Annotated in this window: 2 protein-coding genes; one reads left to right on the top strand and one right to left on the bottom strand. The window is 64.2% G+C overall.

Annotated elements, in window-relative coordinates:
* Nucleotides 1-24: 24 nt before the first annotated feature.
* Complete coding sequence (locus tag KDJ86_RS08130) at nt 25-588, top strand: zinc-ribbon domain-containing protein (protein WP_291744619.1); 564 nt, start codon at nt 25-27, stop codon at nt 586-588.
* A gap of 80 nt (nt 589-668) precedes the next feature.
* Here the strand turns inward: KDJ86_RS08130 and KDJ86_RS08125 are convergent.
* Nucleotides 669-2,729 (bottom strand): polyribonucleotide nucleotidyltransferase (locus KDJ86_RS08125; RefSeq protein WP_291744618.1); only part of this gene is annotated, 2,061 nt, incomplete at its 5' end.

Genomic DNA, 2,729 nt, shown 5'->3' with positions numbered 1-2,729 from the left:
TCAAGTTGAGAGGATTTTGACCAGGTGAAGTTCTGTCCCGAGTGTGGCGCCGCTGTTCTGGAAACCAACAAGTTCTGTCCAAATTGCGGCAGTCGCCTGCAGGCTCCGGAGGAGCCGACCGCACCGCCGCCGGCTCCTCCCGAAGAGGCTGCGCCGGCAGCACCCGCCAAAGATATGAGCGGACTCCCGCCGGCCTGGATGCCGCCTCCGGTTCAGCCGGGCACCGGCGTGTCGCTCGAACATGGTCGACCAGCATCCACCGACGATGACGAACCCGCGGACACCTCCTCGGTTGCGGCTCCGCCGTCCTGGATGCCTCCGCCGATCAAGTCGAGCTTCGGAGGAACCTCGAACGACCGGCCAGGTGGGCTCGAAGCCGTTGACGAAGACTTCAAAATGTCCGATCTCGGCCCGCCGCCTCCGCCGAAACGACGGCTCTGGCTGTGGATTCCGCTCGGCATCGTCGGGGCGGTCATTGTCTGCTGTATCGTGTTCACGATCCTGAGCGAAACCGTGCTGGAAGACACCTTCGACCGTTGGGCGACGCAAATCGCCGCCGACTCGACCGAGGAATCGGTCGGTCCCTAACCGCGACCGACGTTCAGAATAAAAGAGAACGCCCGCATCCCGAACTGAATCGGGACGCGGGCGTTCGTACGCGCGCGACTTTAGTTGCGCGGTCCTCGCGGGCCGCGGAAATCGCCATCGCGACGCGGCGGGCGACCGCCGTCCGGGCGCGGACCGCGCGGGCCACGATCCTCGCGGGCCGGACGCTCAGCCGGCAGTTCGCCGGTCAACGCGGCCCGGCGGCTCAGGCTCACCTTCCCGTTCGGCGCAACATCGATAACCATGACGGTGATTTCGTCGCCGAGGTTGATGACATCCTCAACCCGATTGACGCGGATCGCCGGGTCCTCCGAAAGCTCGGAGATGTGGACCAAACCGTCGCGGCCGGGGAAGAGTTCGACGAACGCACCGTACGGCTGAATCGAAACCACCTTGCCGGTGTAGATTTCACCGCGCTCGATATTGACTTCCGGCAGGTCCTGGGTCTGTCCGAGGATACGCTGCACGGCGGTCTCGGCGCCCGACGCGTCGATCGAAGAGACGAGCACAGTGCCGTCGTCCTCAATGTTGATCTTGGTTCCGGTCTCTTCCTGCAGCGAGCGGATGTTCTTGCCGCCCGGGCCAATGATGAGGCCGATCTTCTCGGGGTTGATCTTGATGCGGGTCACGCGCGGCGCGAACGAGCTCATCTTCTCGCGCGGTCCGGTGATCGTCTCTTCCATCTTGCCGAGGATATGGAGCCGACCGGCCAGGGCCTGCTCGAGTGCCTGGCGCATGATCTCCGGCGTGATGCCCTTGACCTTGATGTCCATCTGGATCGCGGTCACGCCTTCGCGCGTACCGGCGACCTTGAAGTCCATGTCACCCAGCGCATCTTCCATGCCCTGGATGTCGGTGAGGACCGTGTAGCGTCCGGTCTCATCGGTCACGAGGCCCATCGCCACACCGGCGACCGGCTTCTTGATCGGCACACCGGCGTCCATGAGCGCCATCGTGCTGCCGCAGACCGACGCCATCGACGTCGAACCGTTCGACGACACGACTTCGGAAACGAGGCGCATCGTGTACGGGAACTCTTCCTCGCTCGGAAGAACCGCCAGAAGTGCCCGCTCGGCGAGCGCGCCGTGGCCGATCTCGCGGCGTCCGGCGCCACGGAGGCGGCGAACTTCGCCGACGCTGAACGGCGGGAAGTTGTAGTGGTGAATGTAGCGCTTGGATTCCTCAGGACTGATCGAATCGAGCTTCTGCTCTTCAGCGGTCGATCCGAGGGTGACGGTCGTCAGCACCTGGGTCTGACCCCGGGTGAAGACTGCCGAACCGTGCACGCGTGGAAGATAACCGACGCGGCTCCAGATCGGGCGAATCTCGGTGGTGCTGCGGCCATCCGGGCGGACGCCGGCGGAAAGGATGCCTCCGCGCACCTCAGCCTTGAGCAGCGATTCGAACGCGTCGCCGATCTCTTTCTCGCTGAAACCGAGGTCGGCGGCGGCCAGCTCGGCCACCACTTCGCTCTTGAGATCGCCGGTGCCTTCGAGGCGAACGACCTTGTCGCGGTTGTAGACGGCATCGCGCAGGCGATCACCGATCGCGGCGCTGACGGCGTCGACCAGGGCGGTGTTCTTGGCCGGCGGCGTGAAGACCCACTTTTCCTTGCCGATTTGGGCCTGCAGATCGCGCTGCAGCTGGCAGATCTTGCGGATCTCTTCGTGCGCGAGCACGATGCCGGCAAGAAGGGTCTCTTCGGGAAGCTCGTTGGCTTCGCCTTCGACCATCATGATCGCGTCATCGGTGCCGGCGACGACCATCTGGATGTCGGAGCGCTCGAGATCGTCGAAGCTCGGATTGACGACAAGCTCGCCATCGACGTAGCCGATGCGAACCGCGCCGACCGGACCTTCGAACGGAATCTGCGAAATCGTCAGTGCCGCCGAAGCGCCGATGATCGAGAGGATGGCCGGATCGTTGACCTGATCGGCCGAGAGCACCGTGTTGATGATCTGGACTTCCGCCCGATATCCCTTCGGGAAGAGCGGGCGAATCGGGCGGTCGGTCAGGCGGGCGGCGAGAATGGCATTCTCGGTCGGCCGACCTTCGCGCTTGATGAAACCGCCGGGGATCTTGCCGGCTGCGTACATCTTTTCTTCGTAATCAACCGTGAGCGG

Source organism: Bauldia sp., from assembly GCF_020442045.1.
Classification (GTDB): domain Bacteria; phylum Pseudomonadota; class Alphaproteobacteria; order Rhizobiales; family Kaistiaceae; genus Bauldia.
Note: the sequence above shows the minus strand (reverse complement) of the source record. Positions and strands in the feature narration are given on the sequence as shown.